Genomic DNA, 17,128 nt, shown 5'->3' on the forward strand with positions numbered 1-17,128 from the left:
CTCGATTCCCTATTCCCGTTACAGCACGTACACGAACAGGAACAGGCCCAGCCACACCACGTCGACGAAGTGCCAGTACCAGGCCACGGCTTCGAAGCCGAAGTGGTCGTCCTTGGTGAAGTGGCCGCGCGCGCAGCGCAGCCAGATGATTGCCAGCATGATCGTTCCCAGCGTCACGTGCGCGCCGTGGAAGCCGGTCAACATGAAGAAGGTCGAACCGTAGATGCCCGAACCCAGGGTAAGGTTCAGCTCCTTGTAGGCGTGGATGTACTCCTCCGCCTGGAAGAACAGGAAGGTGCAGCCCAGCAGCACCGTCAGGCCCAGGAACACCAGCAGCTGCTTGCGGTGGCCCGCCTTCAGCGCATGGTGGGCGATGGTGATCGTCACGCCCGAGGTCAGCAGGATCAGGGTGTTGAGCAGCGGCAGGCCCCAGGCCGGGATGGTCTGGAACTGGCCACCGACCTGGCCCGGGCCGGCGCTCGGCCAGGCCGAGGAGAAGCCGTCCCACAGCAGCGCGTTGGTCATGACGCCGTCGCCTTCGCCGCCCAGCCACGGCAGCGCGAACTGGCGGGCATAGAACAGCGCGCCGAAGAAGGCGCCGAAGAACATCACTTCGGAGAAGATGAACCAGACCATGCCCATGCGGAAGGACACGTCCACCTGCTTGTTGTAGTTGCCGCTGACCGACTCGCGGATCACGTCGCCGAACCACATGAACAGGGTCGCGCAGAGCAGGAACACGCCGGCGAAGAAGGTCCACTTGCCCCATGCGGCGTCGTTGAGCCAGCTGGCCACGCCGACCATGGTGACGAACATGGAGATGGAGCCCACGAACGGCCACTTGCTGCTGTGCGGCACGAAGTAGATGTTGGCGTCTGGCGAATGAGCTTGTGCCATGGCGTGTCTTCCGGTTCCTAAGGCTCGATCAGGGTGCCGCGTGCGGCGAATTGGACGCATTGCCCGCGCCCAGTTGCGCGGTCATGGCATCGTTCTTGTAGAAGGTATACGACAGGGTGATGGTCTTCACGTCGGCCGGCAGGTTGGGATCGACGATGAAACGCACCGGCATGTCGCGCACTTCACCGGCCTGCAAGGTCTGGGCGGTGAAGCAGAAGCATTCGGTCTTGGTGAAGTAGCCCGAGGCGCGCGCCGGGGCCACCGACGGCACCGCGCTGCCCACGATCGGCCGCTGGCCATCGTTGCGCGCGAAGTACTTGGCCTCGTACAGCTCGCCCGGCACCACCTGCATGGTCAGTTGCTCGGGATGGAACGCCCACGGCAGCTTGGAGTTCACGCCGCCGTCGAACTGCACGGTGACGACGCGCTTGGCCTTGACCTCGGCCACCTGCGCCTGGCCGGGCCCCTTTTCCAGGCGCACGCCGAACACCTTCTCGCAGGCGATCCGGTACAGCGGCACCAGCGAGAACGTCAGCACGAACACGCCCAGCGCCACGCCCACCAGCTTGAGCAGGCCCGCCGAATTGGACGCCTTGCCACTCATGCGCTGAGTACCGCGCGTAGGATGAACAGCACGAAGATGGCGAAGGCCAGCCCGCCGACGATCCACGCCGTGCGCAGCACCGCCTTGCGGCGGCGTGCGGTTTCTTCCGGCGAGAGCATCGGAGCGTTCATGGACTCAGCCACCCGTCACCCGGCTCAGTGGGTCACGTCGCCGTGCGCCAGGTCGCCATCCTTGATGACCGGCGGGGTGCTGAAGGTGTGGTGCGGCGCCGGCGACGGCACGGTCCACTCCAGGCCACGGGCGTTTTCCCAGGCGCGCGCATCGGCCTTGGCACCGTTGCGCAGCGAGCTCCACAGGATGAAGGCCATCATGAAGGGCGTCAGGAACATGCCGAACGCGCCGATCGAGCTGACCAGGTTCCAGTCCGCGAACACCGGGTTGTAGTCCGGGATGCGGCGCGGCATGCCGGCCAGGCCCAGGAAGTGCTGCGGGAAGAACAGCAGGTTGACGAAGATCACCGTCCACCAGAAGTGGAACTTGCCGGCGGTCTCGTTGTACATGCGGCCGGTCCACTTCGGCCACCAGTAGTAGGTGGCGGCGATGATGGAGAACAGCGCGCCGGTCACCAGCACGTAGTGGAAGTGCGCGACCACGAAATAGGTGTCGTGGTACTGGAAGTCCGCCGGCACGATGGCCAGCATCAGGCCGGAGAAGCCGCCGATGGTGAACAGGATGACGAAGCCCACCGCCCACAGCATCGGGGTTTCGAAGCTCAGCGAGCCCTTCCACATCGTGCTGACCCAGTTGAACACCTTCACGCCGGTCGGGATGGCGATCAGCATGGTGGCGAACATGAAGTAGATTTCGCCGCCCAGCGGCATGCCCACCGTGAACATGTGGTGCGCCCACACGATGAACGACAGGAACGCGATCGAGGCGGTCGCGTACACCATGGCCTGGTAGCCGAACAGCGGCTTGCGGCTGAAGGTCGGGATGATTTCCGACACCACGCCAAACGCCGGCAGGATCATGATGTAGACCTCGGGGTGGCCGAAGAACCAGAAGATGTGCTGGTACATCACCGGGTCGCCGCCGCCGGCGGCGTTGAAGAAGCTGGTGCCGAAGAACTTGTCGGTCAGCAGCATGGTGACCGCGCCGGCCAGCACCGGCATCACGGCGATCAGCAGGAACGCGGTGATCAGCCAGGTCCAGCAGAAGATCGGCATCTTCAGCAGGTCGATGCCCGGGGCGCGCATGTTCAGCACGGTCGCGATGATGTTGATCGCGCCCATGATCGAGCTCACGCCCATCATGTGGATGGCGAAGATGCTGAAGGCCACGTTGGCGCCGCCCTGCAGCGACAGCGGCGGATACAGGGTCCAGCCACCGGCCGGCGCGCCGCCCGGCAGGAACAGGGTCAGCAGCAGCAGGGTGAACGCGAACGGCATGATCCAGAAGGACCAGTTGTTCATGCGCGGCAGCGCCATGTCCGGCGCGCCGATCTGCAGCGGGATCATCCAGTTGGCGAGGCCGACGAAAGCCGGCATCACGCCGCCGAAGATCATGACCAGCGCGTGCACGGTGGTCATCTGGTTGAAGAACTCGGGCTTGACGAACTGCAGGCCCGGGGTCATCAGCTCGGCACGGATGATCACCGACATGCCCGCGCCGATGATGAACATGATGAAGCTGAAAATCAGGTAGAGCGTACCGATGTCCTTGTGGTTGGTCGAAAAGAACCAACGCTCGATGAAGCTCTGCTGGTGACCGTGGTGATCGTCGTGGTGATCGACGGCGGTGTGGGCCATGTTCGTGATCTCTTGCAGCTGAAGCGGACGATTAAGCCTGCGCCTGGGGCGCGGCCGGCTCGCTGGTGGGGGCGGCGTCGGTGGCCGGGGCCGGAGCGGCCTGGCCATCGGCGGGCACGGCTTCCGCCGGCGCGGCGGGAGCAGCCGGGACCGCCGGAGCGGGCGCCGGGGCCGGCTTTTTCCCGGCCAGCCACTTCTGGAATTCTTCCTTCGGCACCGCGCGCACGACAATCGGCATGAAGCCGTGGTCCTTGCCGCACAGCTCGGCGCACTGGCCGCGGTACACGCCCGGTTCCTTGATGTCGGTCCAGGCCTCGTTGACGATGCCCGGGATCGCGTCCTGCTTCCAGCCCAGCGCCGGCACCCACCAGGCGTGGATGACGTCGTCGGCGGTGATCACGAAGCGGATCTTGGTGTTGACCGGCAGGACAAGCTCGTTGTCCACGTCCAGCAGGTAGTGCGGGTTCTTGGCCAGGTCCGGCTTCTCGCCGCTCTGGCGGATGCGATCGGACTCACGGTCCAGGCGGCTGGTGAAGGAGACGTCCTCGCCCAGGTACTCGTACTTCCACATCCACTGGTAGCCGGTGACCTTGACGGTCATCTCGGAGTCGCGGGTGTCGTACATGGCGATCAGCTTGGCGGTCGCCGGCCAGGCCATGACCACCAGGATCAGCACCGGGATGACGGTCCAGATGATTTCCGCGGTGGTGTTGTGGCTGAACTGCGCGGCCACCGCACCCTTGGACTTGCGGAACTTGAACATCGCATAGGCCATCGCGCCGAACACGATGATGCCGATCACGATGCACACGATCAGCGCCACCATGTGCGCGTCGTAGGCGTGCTGGGACGAGGCGGTGACGCCCTTGCCCATGTTCAGCTGCCATGGCTTCGGGTCCGCCGACTGTGCCCATGCCAGCGCCGGCGAAGCCAGCAGCGCGCAGGCCGTCATCAAACGCTTCCAATACCCATTCACTTGCGTCATTGCCTAGACCCCAAATGCGTCATCGGTTGCGACCGCTCGCGGCCGCCAGTAAATCCTGCAACTTGTCCGCCAGCTGCCGGCGTTCGCCCGGACCGAGGAAATTGCCCACCTCGACCCGGCGACCACTGGAAGCCAGCGAAATCCTTTCGCCATCCGCCTCGATACGGAGCCGCACCCAATAAGGATGCGCCCGGAACACCGGTCCGGCCTCGGGGGTGCGGCTGACTTCCACGACCTCCGGACCGATGGTGATGTCCTCACCCCGCTCGCCGCTGCGCCATAGCCAACGCAACGCCGCGCCCACGAATGCGCTGTGCAGCAGGGCGAAGGCCGGTGCGAAGGCGTTGCCGGCCAGCCAGCCCAGCAGGGCCACCAGCCACATCGCCCCGGCCAGCGCGGCGAACAAGGCCACGAACTGGCGGGCCGTCAATGCCCGGGGCGGTCGCAGCCGGAGCCGCGCGCCGTGGATACCCGGCAATGACGGAAGCACTTCGATCATGCTGCCAACCGCGCAACGAGGCCGCGGAAAACCCCTAAATGTTAGCCTCACCCCCCTGTTGCGGCAAGTTGCAATGATCTCGGTCAATCGGCCGGACCCCGCGCACGCCATTTTCCGGCGGCCCCGGACGGGAGGAAACCCGCGCCCCGCGGTTCCATCCATTCGCGAACGGTGGCTGGGCTCACTACACTATCGGGCTCCATCGCCCGCTTCCGATCACGCTCATGAGCTCCCAGCCCCAGTCCGGCACCGAGGCGGCCCCGCCGCCGGCGTCCGCCGGCATCGTTTCCCCCGAAATCCCCGCCCCGCCGTCGCCCCTGCGGGCCGCCATCACCGCGGCCTGGCTGCGCGACGAAGCCGAGCACGTGCGCGAACTGCTGGCCCAGGCCCGCCTGCCGGCCGACGAGCAGGCCCGCGCGCAGGCGCTGGCCGCCGATCTGGTCGCGCGGGTCCGCGCCCGCGCCCAGGATCAGGGCGCCATCGAGGCCTTCATGCGCCAGTACGACCTGGGCAGCGAGGAAGGCGTGCTGCTGATGTGCGTGGCCGAGGCGCTGCTGCGCATCCCGGACCAGGAAACCGCCGACAAGCTGATCCGCGACAAGCTGGGCGACGCGGACTGGGAAAAGCACCTGGGCCAGAGCGATTCGGTGCTGGTGAACGCTTCCACCTGGGGCCTGATGCTGACCGGCCGGCTGGTCAACCTCAACGATCTGACCCGCCACGACGTGCCCGGCGCCTTCAAGCGCCTGGTCGGCCGGGTCGGCGAGCCGGTCATCCGGCTGGCGGTGCGCCAGGCCATGCGCATCATGGGCCACCAGTTCGTGATGGGCCGGACCATCGAGGAAGCGCTGGGCCGCTCGCGCAAGGGCGACAACGCGAACTATCGCTACTCGTTCGACATGCTGGGCGAGGGCGCGCTGACCTCGAAGGACGCCGCGCGCTATCTGGAGGCCTATCGGAAGGCCATCCATTCAATCGGCAAGACGGGCCCCTTCCCCGACGTCTTCGCCGCTCCCAGCATCTCCATCAAGCTCTCGGCCCTGCACCCACGCTACGAGCACGCCAAGCGCGCGCGGGTCATGCGGGAACTGGCGCCGGGCATCCTGGAACTGGCGCAGCTCGCCAAGTCGTACGGCATCGGCTTCACCATCGATGCCGAGGAAGCCGACCGGCTGGAACTGTCGCTGGACCTGATCGAGGCCACCTTCTCCGACAAGTCGCTGGACGGCTGGGAAGGTTACGGCCTGGCGGTGCAGGCGTACCAGAAGCGCACGCCCTACGTGATCGACTTCCTCGCCGATCTGGCCCGCCGGGTCGGCCGGCGCATGCCGGTGCGGCTGGTCAAGGGCGCCTACTGGGATGCCGAGGTCAAGCGTGCGCAGATTGACGGCCATCCGGGCTATCCGGTGTTCACCCGCAAGCCGAACACCGACGTGTCCTACCTCGCCAACGCGCGCCGCATGTTCGACCACGGCGACGCGCTGTACCCGATGTTCGCCACCCACAACGCGCAGACCATCGCCGCGATCCGCTCGATCGCGCAGGGCCGCCCGTACGAGCACCAGAAGCTGCACGGCATGGGCGACGATCTGTACGCCGAAGTGATTCCCGCCGATCGCCTGGGCGTGCCCTGCCGCGTCTACGCGCCGGTCGGCTCGCACGAGGATCTGCTGCCGTACCTGGTCCGCCGCCTGCTGGAGAACGGCGCCAATTCCAGCTTCGTCAACCGCATCACCGACGAGGACGTGGCCATCGAGGATCTGATTCGCGATCCGGTCGAAACCGTGTCCGCGTTCGACTCGATCCCGCATCCCCGCATCCCGCTGCCGCGCGATCTCTTCCGCAACCAGGCAGCTCCCATCCCGACTTCTGACAGGAACAACTCCATGGGCGCCAACCTCGCCAACGACAACGACCTGCGCGCGCTGGCCGAGCGCGTCAATGCCGCGGTCAAGCCGTGGCGCGCCGCGCCGCTGGTGCCGGGCGCAGTGGTCGCGGGCGCGGCGTTGCCGGTCACCAACCCGGCCGATCGCCGCCAGACCGTCGGCGAATGGCAGCCGGCCGACAGCGCGGCCGTGGAAAAGGCGCTGCAGAACGCGGTGGCCGCGCAGCCGGCCTGGGATCGCACCCCGGCCGCCAGCCGCGCCGCAATCCTGGAGCATGCCGCCGACCTGCTGGAACAGCGCATGCCCGAGTACATCGCGCTGTGCGTCAAGGAAGCCGGCAAGACCCTGCCCGACAGCGTCGCCGAAGTGCGCGAAGCGGTCGATTTCCTGCGCTACTACGGCGCCCAGGCGCGCGCGCAGTTCGGCGCCGCCGAGCGCCTGCCCGGCCCGACCGGCGAATCCAACGAGCTGCAGCTGCATGGCCGCGGTGTGTTCGTCTGCATCAGCCCGTGGAACTTCCCGCTGGCCATCTTCCTGGGCCAGGTCAGCGCCGCGCTGGCCGCCGGCAACAGCGTCATCGCCAAGCCTGCCGAACAGACCAACCTGATCGGCCACGCGGCGGTGAAACTGCTGCACGAAGCCGGCATTCCGGAAGGCGTGCTGCAGTTCCTGCCCGGCGACGGCGCCACCGTCGGCGCAGCGCTCACCAAGGATCCACGCGTGGCCGGCGTGGCTTTCACCGGTTCCACCGAGACCGCCCGCGCGATCAACCGCTCGCTGGCCGCGCGCGATGCCGCCATCGGCGTGCTGATCGCCGAGACCGGCGGCCAGAATGCCTTCATCGCCGATTCCTCGGCGCTGCCGGAACAACTGGTCAAGGACGCCATCGGTTCGGCCTTCACCTCCGCCGGCCAGCGCTGCTCGGCCGCGCGCGTGCTGTTCGTGCAGGACGACATCGCCGACAAGGTGATGACCATGCTGGCCGGGGCGATGGAAGAGCTGAAGGTTGGCGATCCCGGCCTGCTGTCCACCGACGTCGGCCCGGTGATCGATGCCGACGCGCTGAAGATCCTGGAAGACCACGCCGCCCGCATGGCCACCGAGGCCCGCCTGATCAAGCAGGCCAACCTGGGCGAGGATGCCGCCCACGGCACCTTCTTCGCCCCGCGCGCCTGGGAACTGAAGTCGCTGGACCAACTGCATCGCGAGATCTTCGGCCCCGCCCTGCACGTGGTCCGCTGGAAGGCCGATCAGCTGGACCAGGTGATCGACGCCATCAACGCCACCGGCTTCGGCCTGACCCTGGGCGTGCATTCGCGCATCGACGAGACGGTCGATCGCATCGCCGCGCGGGTGAAGGTCGGCAACGTCTACGTCAACCGCAACCAGATCGGCGCCGTCGTCGGCGTGCAACCGTTCGGCGGCCAGGGCCTGTCCGGCACCGGCCCCAAGGCCGGTGGCCCGCACTACCTGCCGCGCTTCGCCACGGAGAAGACCGTGACCGTCAATACCACGGCCGCCGGCGGCAACGCCTCGCTGCTGACCCTGGGCGACTGAGTTCCGGCTGAGGCCGCCAGGCCATCGTCCTCCCACAGGGCCGCCTCGCGCGGCCCTGTTGTTTTGTGACGTAGTGCCGATAACATGCCCATGGGGATCCAGGGGCCGGCGGTCGGATGAGTTGGGCGGTTTTGCTGACGCTGTTGAGCGACTGCCTGCTGGCGGTCGTGCTGTTCGTCCTGTTCTGGTACGTGGCGCGGGTGTCGCGCAACATCCAGGGCGTCTTCACGTGGGGCGTGGCGCATCTGGTCTACACGGTCGGAGCGACCCTGTTCGACGCCGGCACCGCCACCTTCGCGGGCGCCGGTCTGGCGACCGGCGCAGCGCTGTCCACCCACCTGGGTTCGGCCGTCCTGTGCGGCGGGATGGCGGCGCTGGGCTGGGCAGTCGTGCAGTTCGCCCGCCGGCGTCCGCTGCATCGGCTGGAAATCGCGGCCGTACCCGCGGCGGTCGCGCTGCCACTGCTGGTCTGGGGCCTGGGTGGCGGCTGGGAGGCGCAGAGCGTCGCCCTCAATTGCGTGGAATTGCTGGTCCTGGTGTGGATGATCTGGCACTTGCATGTCCTGCGCGACGATCCCTACCGGCTGCCGGCGCGCATGATGATGCTGGGATGTGGATTGCTGGCGGTGCTGTACGGCAGCGTGGTTCCCGGGTGGTCGCTCAGCCATTTCGGCTTCGACGAGATCTGGGTCAGCGCGGATCTGTCGATCTGGTTCATGCTCAATTTCTGCATGCTGATGCTGTGCAGCTTCCGCGCCGCCGAATCGCTCAAGCTCAGCGCCATGTTCGATCCACTGACCGGTGCGCTGAACCGGCGCGGCCTGCACGGCGAACTCAGCAGTTGGCCGGATCGCGACCAGCCCGGACTCAGCGTCATCGCCATCGATCTGGATCACTTCAAGGCGATCAATGATCGCCATGGCCACGACACCGGCGATCGGGTCCTGCAGCGCTTCAGCGAAACCGTGCGCAGCGGCCTGCGCAGCGATCAACTGTTCGCACGCATGGGCGGCGAGGAATTCGCGGTGGTCATGCCGGGGACCGACCGCGAAACCACGCGGCACCTGGCCGAGCGCCTGCGCAACCAGATGATGCGGCTGGAGTTCAGTCCTCCCGAGGGGCGCCCGTTCCGGGTGACGATCAGCCTGGGCATCGCTTTCGGTGGAAGCGACGGAGAGCCGTTCGTGGAGCTGATGCGACGCGCGGACGATGCGTTGTACGCGGCCAAGCGCAAGGGCCGCAACCGGGTCGAGATGCAACCCTGAATGCGGCCGTGGCGCTCCGTCGCGCCGCCTTCCCGCCGATAGCCGGAATGGGCCGCGTTCTGCGTTGGTACGGGGAACAGGACGTTGCACCGCCAAAGGCAAGACCGGCTTGATGACCACCGATTTCTACCACCTGCTGATTAGCGACTGCGCACTGGCGGCGGTGCTGCTGGGACTTTTCTTCTACGTGTCGCGGGTGTCGCGCGGCGTGCGCGGCATCACCGCCTGGGGCGTGGCCCATTTCGTCTACTCGCTGGGCGCGGCCCTGCTCGACGGCACCTCGCAGGTGGCCTCGCGTTCCGGCGCACCGGGTCTGGCCCATGCCATCGCCGGGCTGGGCGGGCTGCTGGCCTGCGCCGGCCTGGTCGGCCTGGCCTGGTCCGTGATCCAGTTCGTGCACCAGCGCGCGCTGCGCCCCGGTGAACGCGCGCTCATGCCGCTGGCGCTGGCGTTGCCGCTGGGCGGCTGGCTGCTCTACGGCCATGGGGATATCCAGGACGCACAAGGCGCCGCGATGAGCGCGGTGGAGGTGTTCGCACTGGCGGTGGTGATCTGGCAGCTGCGCCTGTTGCGGGCCGGTCCGGATCATGTGCCCGCCCGGCTGATGATGGCCGCGTGCGTGGCACTCCTGTATCTCTATGGCCGCGATCTCGCGCATGCATTGACCGGGCGTTACGGCCCGAATCCGTCATGGGTGAACGCGGATCTGTCGATCTGGTTCATGCTCAATTTCTGCATGCTGATGCTGGCCAGCTTCCGCGCCGCCGAAGCGCTGCGCCAGAGCGCGCTGCTGGATCCGCTCACGGGCGCATTGAACCGCCGGGGCCTGGACAGCGAACTGCGTTCCAGCGCCCGCTTCGTCACCCTGGAAGGCGGCCTCGCGGTGATCGCGCTGGATCTGGATCACTTCAAGGCGGTCAACGATCACCACGGCCACGAAACCGGCGACCAGGTCCTGCAGCGGTTTTCCGACGTGGTGCGCGGATGCATCCGCAGCAACGACCTGTTCGTGCGGCTGGGCGGGGAGGAATTCATGCTGGTGCTGCGCGAGACTTCGCCGGAAGTGGCACATCGGCTGGCCGAACGCATCCGCACGCAGGTGATGTCGCTGGAATTCCCGGCGCCCGCCTTCCGGGTCACCGTCAGCCTGGGCATCGCCCACACCCGCTATCGCCACACCGGGTTCAACGATCTGGTGCGACTGGCGGACGAAGCCCTCTATGCGGCCAAGCGCAACGGCCGGAACCGGGTGGAACTGCGGATGCACCCCGCGCCGGTGCTCTAGGCCGGCGGCTGGCACGCAATACGGCAACTTCTCCCCGTTGAAAAGAAAAACCCCGCCGAAGCGGGGTTTTCCGGTGTCGCGTCGGCAATGCCGGGTTTCGATCAGAACTTGTAGTTGATCGAAGCCGCCAGCACGTCGCCCGCCACGTCGTAGGAACCGGACAGGGTGCTGCCGGTCGCCGAGACCTGATCGACGGTCGGGTCCTTGGTGAACAGATGGGTGTAGCCGAAGCTGTACTCCGCCTTTTCCGACGGGGCCCAGGTCAGGCCGAGCGACAGCCACTTGCGGCTGGTATCCGGCACGCGCACGTCGCGATGCTCGGCGGTGGTCGGGGTCTGGTCGTAAGCCACGCCGCCGCGCAGGGTCAGCGTGTCGCTCAGGCGATAGTCCGCACCGATCGCACTGAAGGTCGTGTCGCGGTAGTGGAACGGCAGCACGTTGTTCGGCTGGTTGGAGGCGAAGTCGACCGTGACGGCGTCGAACGAGGGCGCCCAGAAGGTGCGCGACACGTCGGCCATGATGGTCAGCTTGTCGTTGACCTGGCGGGTGAAGCTCAGGGTCGCCGAGGCCGGCAGTTCGATGGTCGCGCGGCCACCGGTGTTCACGAACAGGCCGCGCGCGGCCAGCACCGCCTGGCCCTGGGTGGCCCGCGCATTGGTCGCGGTGAAGGTGGCCTTGCCGTTGGTGATCTCGTGCTTGACCTTGGAGCGGTAGCTCAGGCCGATGTGGGTCTGGTCATTGACGCTGAACAGGCCGCCGACGGTGAAGCCCCAGTCATTGCTGCTGCCTTCGAGCTGGCTGTACAGGTCGGCGTTGCCCGGCAGGAAGCCGAGCGCGCCGCCACCCTGCGAGAACATCACCGCGCCCAGATCGACGGCGTTGCTCAGGTCCACTTCCAGGCGCTCGACGAACACCGACGCGCCGAAGGACACATACGGGTTCACGTCATAGGAAAGCGCCAGGCCGAGGTCGGCGGTCTTCAGGTCGGTCTTGACGCCGTGGTAGCGGCCGACCCAGTTGCGGTCGTATTCGGTCTTGAAGCCGAACGGCACGGTCAGCGACGCGCCCAGGTGGGCCTTTTCACCAATCATGGTGTGGAAGTACGCGGCCGGAACCGGCGCGATGGTGCCGGCGTCGCCGCCGTTGCCGCCGGAGATCGGCATGCCGGTGCCCGCGCCGGTCGGACCGGCGAGGCGGCCGCCGCCTTCGAAGTCAGCCGAGAAGCTGATGGCGCTGACGTCGGCCTGGAACTGGGTTTCCTTCATGTGGCGCATCGCGGCCGGGTTGGTCGCGATCACCGAGGCGTCGCCGGGAGCACTGCCGGAGCCGGCGAACGCGCGACCGAGACCCTTGGCGCTGTTTTCCTTCAGCTGGAACGCGGCGCCGTGCGCCTGACCGAAAGCCAGAACGCCGGCAATGCCGAAGGCCAGCGCGGAAATACGGGCAAAACTGTTGACGGAATGCATGGTGTCTCTCTCCGGAGGACGTGGGTTTACGGTCAATGCGCCGCTGGTTCGACCGGCGTTATGCCCGCCGGTTCGTCCGCCGGAAGCCCCTCCCGACATACGACGCCGTATGCAGTATACCCATGTCTTCTAACCGAAAGCTAACAAACTCTTGGCACGGTCCAAGCGGTTTTCCTGAACAGGGAAAAGACACGGGTGACAGGCGCCGCGAGTTAAAGTGAGGCGGCATGTTCGTCTCCCTGCCCTCCCGCCGGAAGCCTTCGCTGCGCTGGGCCACGCCCGCGCTGCTGGGCCTGTTGTGGCTGGCGTTCCTGTGGGCGGCTATGCAGCCGGATCGCGCGCTGCTGCTGCAGGAATGGGGCGCATTGTCCGGCGGACTGACCTCGTTGCCGGCATGGCTGGCCGACCTCCAGGACGGCAGTGTGCTCCGTCTGTTCACCGCCTTGTTCCTGCATGCGGACTGGGCGCATCTGCTGGGCAACCTGGTGTTCCTGCTGATCTTCGGGATGCCGGCCGAGCGGACCATGGGTCCGTGGCGGTTCCTGATCCTGTTCCTGTTGGGCGGCGCGGTCGCCAATCTGGCCGCGGTGCTCACCATCGGCGCGCCGGATCGGGTGGTAATCGGCGCCAGCGGCGCGGTCTCGGCGGTGATCGGCGCCTACCTGGCGCTGTTCCCGACCGCCAAGCTCGGCGTGGTGCTGCCGCTCGGGCTGTTCCTGGAATTCGTCAAGGCGCCGGCCTCGTTGCTGATCGGCATCTGGGCGCTACTGCAGGTGGTGTTCGCCTACACCGGTCCGGCCTTCGGCGCGGTGGCGTGGTCGGCGCACATCGCCGGCTTCCTGTTCGGGGTGGTGTTCGCGCTGTTCGTCCGCGCGGCGATCGCCCGGCGCCTGCGCAAGCGCCAGGGCTATTGAAGCGGCGGCGGGGCGGCCTCACTTTCCCCCCATCGCATCGGTTTCCTCCTCCCCGCCCATGGCAAAGAAGCTCTACAAGGTCACCTTCCTCAACCACAACAAGGTCTACGAGCTGTACGCGGGCCATGTCGGCGCGAGCAGCCTGTGGGGCTTCACCGAAGTGGGCGAGCTGGTCTTCGATCTGCACGACGGCCTGGTGGTGGATCCCACCGAGGAGCGCCTGCGCGACGAGTTCGGCAATACGCGCCTCCTGCACCTGCCGATGCAGAGCATCATCCGGGTCGAGGAAGTCGAACGCAAAGGCCAGTCGGCCATCCGCGACGCCGCCACCGGCGAGAAGGTGGTCACCCCCTTCCCGCTGCCGGCCAAGCCGCGCTGATCGCCCTCCGCCGGTAACTGCCAGTACGCTCCGCCGTCCCCGCCGACCGCCTATGATGGCGCGTCGAGTCCCGGGGTTGTCTTGATGTCCACACCGCAGTTGTCCGTCTACTTCTTCCTGCAGGCGGGCATCATCATCCTGGTCTGCCGCCTGGTCGGCCGGCTGGCGCAACGTTTCGGGCAACCGCAGGTGGTCGGCGAGATGATCGCCGGTGTCACCCTGGGCCCTTCGCTGTTCGGCGCGCTGATGCCCGAGACCCAGCTGGCGCTGTTCCCCAAGCAGACGCTGGACATGCTGTATGTCGGCGGACAGGTCGGCGTGGGCATGTACATGTTCCTGGTCGGCACCGAGTTCCGCGCCGACCACTTCCGCGCGCGCTACCGCAGCGCGATGGCGGTGTCCTGGGCCGGCATCGCGGTGCCGTTCCTGCTCGCGTTCGCGCTGGCGCCCTGGCTGCAGCACGTGCCAGGGCTGTTCTCGGACAAGACCCGCTTCATGGAAGTCGCGTTGTTCCTCGGCGCGGCGATCGCGATCACCGCGTTCCCGATGCTGGCGCGCATCATCCACGAGCGCGGCCTGACCGGCACGCCGCTGGGCACGCTGGCGCTGACCGCAGGCGCGATGGACGACGCCGCGGCCTGGTGCATCCTGGCGATCGTGCTGGCGAGCTTCGGCGGCAGTTGGGCGCAGGCGTGGCTGGCGATCGGCGGCGGCATCGCCTACCTGACCTTCATGCTGCTGGCCGGCCGGCGCCTGCTGGCACCGCTTGCCGCGCGCGTGCCCGAGCAGGGCCCGCTGCCGTCCTCGGTGCTGGCCTGGGTGATGGCCCTGTTCTTCCTGTGCGCATGGGCGATGGACGCCATCGGCATCCATGCGGTGTTCGGCGGCTTCATCCTCGGCGCCTGCCTGCCGCGCGGGGTGCTCACCGAACGCCTGCGCGAACTGCTGCAGCCGATGGTGGTGGTGGTCCTGCTGCCGCTGTTCTTCACCTATTCCGGCCTGAAGACCCAGTTGTCGGTATTCATGGATCCGGCGATGCTGCTGCCAGCCATCGCGATCCTGCTGGCCTCGTTCGGTGGCAAGGCGATCGCCTGCTGGGCGGCGGCGCGGCTGTCGGGCGAGCCGCCGCGCGACGCGATGGCGATCGGCGCACTGATGAACGCCCGCGGCCTGATGGAACTGATCATCATCAACATCGGCCTGCAGGCGGGTGTCATCGAGCCGGGCCTGTTCTCGATCCTGGTGATCATGGCCATCCTTACCACCCTGATGGCGACACCGCTGTTCAACCGGATCATGCGCGATCGCCATACCGCCCGTCCGCCGATGGCCGGGGATCCCTCGCTACCCTGACCGCGCGGTTCGCGCGGATGGATGGCCTAGAATCGCCATTCCGTTCCCGTTCTCCGATCGGCCATGCGCAAGGATCTGCACGAAGGCAATCGCCATTCATGGAATGCCGCCACCGTCGCGCACAACAGCCACAAGCGCGACCAGGCGTCGTTCTTCCGCACCGGCGGCAGTACGCTGTTCCCGGAAGAAATCACGCTGCTGGGTGACATCGTCGGCAGGAGGCTGGTCCACCTGCAGTGCAACGCGGGCCAGGACAGCCTGAGCCTGGCCGGACTTGGCGCGCAGGTCACCGGCGTGGACATCAGCGATACCGCGATCGAGTTCGCCCGCCAACTGGCTGGCGACGCGGGCATCCGTGCAGGGTTCGAGCGCGCCGATGTATACGACTGGTTCGAACAGGCCCGGGCGGACGGCCGGCGGTTCGATATCGCCTTCAGTTCCTACGGCGCGCTGTGCTGGCTGTCCGATCTGGACACATGGGCACGCGGGTTGGCGGAGGTGCTGGAGCCTGGCGGACGCTTCGTCTGCGTCGAGTTCCATCCGATGGCGATGATTTTCGACCCGCAATGGCAACCGAAGTACCCCTACTTCGCCCATGGCGAACCGCTGGTCTGGGAGGATGGCGTCAGCGACTACGTGGCATTGTCCGGCGCGGCGCTGGCGCCTTCCGGCAACCAGTCCGGCATGCAGGATTTCCGCAATCCGCATCCGAGTTACGAATTCCAGTGGAGCTTGGGCGAAGTGGTGGACGCGCTGCTGCGCGCGGGGCTGCGGTTGCGCCGGTTGCAGGAGTATCCCTACGCCAACGGCTGGCGCGGATTCGAAGGCATGCGCGAAGCGCAGGGCCGGCGGATGTATCCGCCAGCGACGATGCCCAGCCTGCCATTGATGTACGGCCTGGTGGCGGAACGCTCCACCTGATGCCGCCGTCGGCTCAGCGGCGCGCCGCCGGTGCCTTCGCCGGCGTCGCCGGCGCGTTGGCGACCTGCTTCTTCAATTCGGCCAGCGCGGCGGCGATTGGCTTTTCGCCTTCCAGCACTTCGCCCGCGGTATAGCCTTCCTGGCCCTCGTCATCGCCACGCAGGTGACCGGGCAGGGTGGCCTCGCTGTAGTCGATGATCTCGGGTTCGCCGTCTTTCGTTTCCGGATGCAGTTCCACGTCCGGGACGATTCCGCGCGCCTGGATCGACTTGCCGCTGGGCGTGTAGTAGCGTGCGGTGGTGAGCTTTACCGAATCACCGTTGTCCAGCGGCAGCACGGTCTGCACCGACCCCTTGCCGAAGGTACGGCTGCCGACCACGCGCGCGCGCTGGTTGTCGCGCAGCGCGCCCGCCAGCACTTCCGAAGCGCTGGCCGAACCGGCATCCACCAGCACCACCACCGGCACGCCTTCGAGCAGATCGCCTGGCGTGGCGTCGAAGCGCGAATCGCTGACCACGATGCGCCCGCGGGTGGAAACGATGTTGCCCTTGTCCAGCAGATCGTCGGCGATCTGGACCGCCGCCAGCAGCAGGCCGCCCGGATTGCTGCGCAGATCCAGCACCAGTCCGCGCAGCTTGCCCTTCGCCTTCAGGTCGGCCACGTGCTTCTGGAAGTCCGCCGCGGTCTCGGTCTGGAACGCGCTGATGCGCACGTAGCCGTAACCCGGTTCCAGCATCCGGCTGCGCACGCTGGCGATGCGGATGACGTCGCGCACCAGGCTCACGTCGAATGGTTTGGCGGTGCCTTCGCGCACGAGGGTGAGGGTGACCTTGCTGCCGGGCTTGCCGCGTAGTGGTTCCATGCCATCGGTCTTCTCGATCGGCTTGCCGTCGATGGCCACGATCACGTCGCCGGCCTTGATCCCGGCCTTGGCCGCCGGCGTGTCGTCGATCGGCGAGACCACCAGCAGGGTGTTGTCCGGCTGCTGCAGCAGGTCCACGCCGATGCCTTCATAGGCGCCGGAAGTCTGTTCGTCGTAGGCCTGCGCGTCTTCCTTGTCGAAATAGATGCTGTGTGGATCCAGATCCAGCAGCAGCCCGCGGATGGCCGACTGCATCAGCTTGCGATCCTCGACCGGCTCGACATAGGCCTCCTTGACCGCGTTGAACACGGCCACGTACCGGCGGATTTCCTCCAGCGGCACCTTCGAGGGCGCGGTCTCGGCGGCGGAGGGATCGTCGCTGGCGCCCACCTCCGGTTCCTTGGCGGTCTCTTGCGCGAACGCGGGCGCGCCGGCGAGGGCGAGCAGCAGGGCCAGGGGCAGGGAAGAACGCATCGAAACTCCGTG

The 17,128-nt window shown here is 67.1% G+C and carries 14 protein-coding genes and 1 pseudogene; 7 read left to right on the top strand and 8 right to left on the bottom strand.

All coding sequences use genetic code 11. From position 1 onward, the window contains the following. Positions 1-18: 18 nt before the first annotated feature. The 6 genes from FG323_RS10655 to FG323_RS10675 are packed head-to-tail and all read right to left on the bottom strand — an operon-like array spanning position 19 to position 4,754. On the bottom strand, positions 19-897 hold the full coding sequence (locus FG323_RS10655) for a cytochrome c oxidase subunit 3 (protein ID WP_141454508.1): 879 nt from the start codon (positions 895-897) through the stop codon (positions 19-21). 28 nt (positions 898-925) lie between these two features. After that, the gene (locus tag FG323_RS10660; protein ID WP_141454509.1) at positions 926-1,501 is read right to left on the bottom strand and encodes a cytochrome c oxidase assembly protein; all 576 of its coding nucleotides are present in this window, start codon (positions 1,499-1,501) and stop codon (positions 926-928) included. Continuing rightward, a complete protein-coding gene (locus FG323_RS19860) occupies positions 1,498-1,632 on the bottom strand; it encodes a hypothetical protein (RefSeq protein WP_255431422.1) in 135 nt (44 codons plus the stop codon). Before FG323_RS19860 ends, FG323_RS10660 begins: the two co-directional genes overlap by 4 nt. Before the next feature lie 24 nt (positions 1,633-1,656). Further along, positions 1,657-3,270, bottom strand: a complete 1,614-nt coding sequence (gene ctaD, locus FG323_RS10665; RefSeq protein ID WP_141454510.1) for a cytochrome c oxidase subunit I — start codon at positions 3,268-3,270, stop codon at positions 1,657-1,659. A 31-nt stretch (positions 3,271-3,301) separates the two neighbouring features. Continuing rightward, entirely contained in the window at positions 3,302-4,222 is a 921-nt protein-coding gene (coxB, locus tag FG323_RS10670) for a cytochrome c oxidase subunit II (protein ID WP_249889361.1), read from the bottom strand. Positions 4,223-4,274: 52 nt separating this feature from the next. Then, positions 4,275-4,754: a DUF2244 domain-containing protein gene (locus tag FG323_RS10675; protein ID WP_141454512.1), complete on the bottom strand. Its 480-nt coding sequence runs from the start codon at positions 4,752-4,754 to the stop codon at positions 4,275-4,277. Positions 4,755-4,978: 224 nt separating this feature from the next. On the opposite strand from FG323_RS10675, the gene putA reads away from it, so the two are divergent. The 3 genes from putA to FG323_RS10690 all read left to right on the top strand — a co-directional run bounded on the left by putA (position 4,979) and on the right by FG323_RS10690 (position 10,747). Next, positions 4,979-8,197 carry a bifunctional proline dehydrogenase/L-glutamate gamma-semialdehyde dehydrogenase PutA gene (putA, locus tag FG323_RS10680; protein ID WP_141454513.1) on the top strand — a complete coding sequence of 1,073 codons (3,219 nt, stop codon included), beginning with the start codon at positions 4,979-4,981 and terminating at the stop codon, positions 8,195-8,197. Positions 8,198-8,313: 116 nt separating this feature from the next. Next, complete coding sequence (locus FG323_RS10685) at positions 8,314-9,462, top strand: GGDEF domain-containing protein (RefSeq protein WP_141454514.1); 1,149 nt, start codon at positions 8,314-8,316, stop codon at positions 9,460-9,462. A gap of 112 nt (positions 9,463-9,574) precedes the next feature. Continuing rightward, on the top strand, positions 9,575-10,747 hold the full coding sequence (locus tag FG323_RS10690; RefSeq protein WP_181444168.1) for a GGDEF domain-containing protein: 1,173 nt from the start codon (positions 9,575-9,577) through the stop codon (positions 10,745-10,747). A 101-nt stretch (positions 10,748-10,848) separates the two neighbouring features. On the opposite strand, the gene FG323_RS10695 is transcribed toward FG323_RS10690, so the two are convergent. Then, the gene (locus FG323_RS10695; RefSeq protein WP_141454516.1) at positions 10,849-12,213 is read right to left on the bottom strand and encodes an outer membrane protein transport protein; all 1,365 of its coding nucleotides are present in this window, start codon (positions 12,211-12,213) and stop codon (positions 10,849-10,851) included. A gap of 227 nt (positions 12,214-12,440) precedes the next feature. Here FG323_RS10695 and FG323_RS10700 point away from each other — a divergent pair, with 227 nt between their 5' ends. The 4 genes from FG323_RS10700 to FG323_RS10715 all read left to right on the top strand — a co-directional run bounded on the left by FG323_RS10700 (position 12,441) and on the right by FG323_RS10715 (position 15,780). Further along, positions 12,441-13,127 carry a rhomboid family intramembrane serine protease gene (locus FG323_RS10700; RefSeq protein ID WP_141454517.1) on the top strand — a complete coding sequence of 229 codons (687 nt, stop codon included), beginning with the start codon at positions 12,441-12,443 and terminating at the stop codon, positions 13,125-13,127. 58 nt (positions 13,128-13,185) lie between these two features. Next, positions 13,186-13,506, top strand: a complete 321-nt coding sequence (locus tag FG323_RS10705) for a DUF1820 family protein (RefSeq protein WP_141454518.1) — start codon at positions 13,186-13,188, stop codon at positions 13,504-13,506. 84 nt (positions 13,507-13,590) lie between these two features. After that, the gene (locus FG323_RS10710) at positions 13,591-14,859 is read left to right on the top strand and encodes a cation:proton antiporter (RefSeq protein ID WP_141454519.1); all 1,269 of its coding nucleotides are present in this window, start codon (positions 13,591-13,593) and stop codon (positions 14,857-14,859) included. Between the two features lie 63 nt (positions 14,860-14,922). After that, the gene (locus FG323_RS10715) at positions 14,923-15,780 is read left to right on the top strand and encodes a class I SAM-dependent methyltransferase (RefSeq protein ID WP_141454520.1); all 858 of its coding nucleotides are present in this window, start codon (positions 14,923-14,925) and stop codon (positions 15,778-15,780) included. A 16-nt stretch (positions 15,781-15,796) separates the two neighbouring features. Here FG323_RS10715 and FG323_RS10720 read toward each other — a convergent pair. Next, positions 15,797-17,116: pseudogene (locus FG323_RS10720) on the bottom strand (S41 family peptidase); the annotation flags it as partial. Between the last annotated feature and the right edge of the window lie 12 nt (positions 17,117-17,128).

This window comes from Pseudoxanthomonas sp. z9, assembly GCF_006542425.1.
Lineage (GTDB): Bacteria > Pseudomonadota > Gammaproteobacteria > Xanthomonadales > Xanthomonadaceae > Pseudoxanthomonas_A.

Excerpts from the sequence above, each read along its gene's own strand:
- FG323_RS10655 (WP_141454508.1), bottom strand. The coding sequence starts at position 897 with ATGGCACAAGCTCATTCGCCAGACGCCAACATCTACTTCGTGCCGCAC.
- FG323_RS10660 (WP_141454509.1), bottom strand. The coding sequence starts at position 1,501 with ATGAGTGGCAAGGCGTCCAATTCGGCGGGCCTGCTCAAGCTGGTGGGC.
- FG323_RS19860 (WP_255431422.1), bottom strand. The coding sequence starts at position 1,632 with ATGAACGCTCCGATGCTCTCGCCGGAAGAAACCGCACGCCGCCGCAAG.
- ctaD (WP_141454510.1), bottom strand. The coding sequence starts at position 3,270 with ATGGCCCACACCGCCGTCGATCACCACGACGATCACCACGGTCACCAG.
- coxB (WP_249889361.1), bottom strand. The coding sequence starts at position 4,222 with ATGACGGCCTGCGCGCTGCTGGCTTCGCCGGCGCTGGCATGGGCACAG.
- FG323_RS10675 (WP_141454512.1), bottom strand. The coding sequence starts at position 4,754 with ATGATCGAAGTGCTTCCGTCATTGCCGGGTATCCACGGCGCGCGGCTC.
- putA (WP_141454513.1), top strand. The coding sequence starts at position 4,979 with ATGAGCTCCCAGCCCCAGTCCGGCACCGAGGCGGCCCCGCCGCCGGCG.
- FG323_RS10685 (WP_141454514.1), top strand. The coding sequence starts at position 8,314 with ATGAGTTGGGCGGTTTTGCTGACGCTGTTGAGCGACTGCCTGCTGGCG.
- FG323_RS10690 (WP_181444168.1), top strand. The coding sequence starts at position 9,575 with ATGACCACCGATTTCTACCACCTGCTGATTAGCGACTGCGCACTGGCG.
- FG323_RS10695 (WP_141454516.1), bottom strand. The coding sequence starts at position 12,213 with ATGCATTCCGTCAACAGTTTTGCCCGTATTTCCGCGCTGGCCTTCGGC.
- FG323_RS10700 (WP_141454517.1), top strand. The coding sequence starts at position 12,441 with ATGTTCGTCTCCCTGCCCTCCCGCCGGAAGCCTTCGCTGCGCTGGGCC.
- FG323_RS10705 (WP_141454518.1), top strand. The coding sequence starts at position 13,186 with ATGGCAAAGAAGCTCTACAAGGTCACCTTCCTCAACCACAACAAGGTC.
- FG323_RS10710 (WP_141454519.1), top strand. The coding sequence starts at position 13,591 with ATGTCCACACCGCAGTTGTCCGTCTACTTCTTCCTGCAGGCGGGCATC.
- FG323_RS10715 (WP_141454520.1), top strand. The coding sequence starts at position 14,923 with ATGCGCAAGGATCTGCACGAAGGCAATCGCCATTCATGGAATGCCGCC.